Source organism: Flavobacterium branchiophilum NBRC 15030 = ATCC 35035 (assembly GCF_002217205.1).
GTDB lineage: Bacteria > Bacteroidota > Bacteroidia > Flavobacteriales > Flavobacteriaceae > Flavobacterium > Flavobacterium branchiophilum.
On record NZ_MUGT01000211.1, the window covers coordinates 1 to 2,304 of the forward strand.

General features: G+C 36.1%; 1 protein-coding gene. It reads right to left on the reverse strand.

Going from position 1 to position 2,304, the window contains the following annotated elements; translation table 11 throughout:
- The coding region (locus B0A58_RS15920) for a choice-of-anchor L domain-containing protein (protein WP_165766368.1) at nucleotides 1–2,304 on the reverse strand (2,304 nt) is incomplete at both ends.

Here is a 2,304-nt window from a genome sequence, read left to right on the forward strand (position 1 = left end):
GGTTCCTGTTTTGCAATAACTTGTTGCATTGTATGCAAATGTAGCAACTGGTAAAGTAGTTACTGTAACTGTTATTGAGGCAGTTGCAATACATCCTGTTCTATTTACAGACACTTGATATGTTCCTGCTTGTGTAACATTTATAGAATTTGAATTACTATTTGCAATTGCATTTCCGTTCAATGTCCAAGAATAAGTAACTTCAGAGTCAGTGTAATTTGTAGGTGTTACAGTAATTGTACCTGTACTGCCAGCACAAATAGCTACATTTTGAATTACAGTAAATGTTGGCATATTATTTTGAACAGAAATGGTAAAACTTTTTACAACAAAACATCCTGTTGATGTGTTTTGCACTCTAGCCCAAATAGTTTGAGGATTGGAAGTATTTGTATAATTTGAAGGTGATGCTATCGCATTAGTATTACTATTTGCGTTAGCCGATGATGTAAAATAACTTACAGTATAACCTGTTAAACTACCTAAAAGAGTGGAGTTGTTTTGAGTGAGATCAAAGTTGGCAACTCCTGTTGTATTGCAAGCTACTAAATTGTTTGGAGTACCAGCCGAAATTGGCGGATAAAATTCAATAGTTACACTGTCTGTTCCGACACAACTTGAATTATTATAAGTTGCAGAAACAGTATATGTTCCAGAATCGGTTACAGTTAAAGATGGTCCTGTTTGACCAGCAATGACAACATTATTTTTTTTCCAAACAAACGTATATAATGACGCATCAAGGCCAGTATTGATTGTTTGGCTCGATCCTGCACAAATGGCATTTCCTGTAGCTTGTAAAAGGTCGTTTCCTAATTCTAAGTTTCCTATACTAAAACTACCCCCTTTTAAAAATACAGCTGAGTCATAAAGTGAATCACTTCTATCTGCAACTACTAATTTAATGTGGTATAACGTATTGCTTGTTACAGGCGAAGAAGCAGTCATTACAACAGTTTGCCCATTGAAATTTAAGGCCGAACCTAAAGGGTTAATACCTGTTGGTAAATTATTAAATTGTGCAAAATAATTAGGATTTACTGAGGTACAGCTATTATTATACAATTGATTTCTAACTGTTACAACAGAAATTGGATCTGTCGTATTTGGAACAACAGCTAAATTAGTAGTAACTCCTGTAGCAGTGTTAGTTAGTAAAAATGCAAAAGCGTCAGAATATTCACACTGAAAAGTACCGTACTCTTCTGAAGCGAAGATAAAATCAAAACTAATACTATTAGATATTGGAATAAAGTCAAATTCTAATTTAGTTGCATTACGTGATGTCATTGGATTTCCTGTAGCACTTAATATTATACTTTCCAAATCAGTATCACCCGTCCATGCAGTATTACCATCACTCAAAGTGGTTGTATTAGGGCCTTTTGCTTTTAAGGCGTCACCTGTTGAAAGTACTATACCATTTGCAAATGGAAATCCTGATCCGTTTTGAGTAAATGAAGCCAATCCATTAACAGATCCAAAGTTGGAACCTGTGGACGATGTAATATTGGAAACTGTTGCACAAGTTGAATTTAATAACACATCTTGAACTAATTGTTGTGTTGTATATTGAGTATTGTTGGTTTGAATTGCTGGTGGAATTGTACCTATACAAAGATTGAAAGCAGTATTTTGACCAGGCGTGGCTGTAGCTGAAAATATTCTAACAAAATATGTTTGCCCTACAATTAATCCATTTGCAACACCGCTTCCTGCAGTATTACAAAGTACTTGTGTAAGGCCTGTGCAAGTACCACTATAAACACCAAAATTTAGAGCTGTAGTTGACCCAGTTACATTGGTTAAACTAACCGCATGTGTAGTGGCAGTAGCTACAAATTGGAACCAAACATCATCATCTGCTGTGCCACCACAACCATTGGTTTGGCTAGATGCTGTGGCGCCTATTAATATTCCCGCTCCAAAATTAGTACATGTCATGTTTGAATTGGTTAATATTGTAGTTGCATTTGCACATTCATCGTTTGCAATTGCAGTACAAAATGTTTTTGGTCCTGCCCAAAAACTAGAATCTGTTGTACTACAAACCGCTCTAACATAATAATCATAGCAAGTTGCAGATGTTAATCCGCTTGCAATATATTGAGTTGAAGAGGCACTCAATGCTCCTGTTGTTGTAGCTGTTGGAGCTGGAGATCCTGCTGGCAATATAAGAACCTCCCAAGCTGTAGCAACAGTATTATTGGGGTTTGGTAATTGTGTCCAACCTAAAGTTGCTCCTGTTAAGTTGATTGATGTTGCTGTTAAGGCATTTGGTTTTTTACAAGTAGGAGCAGGAGC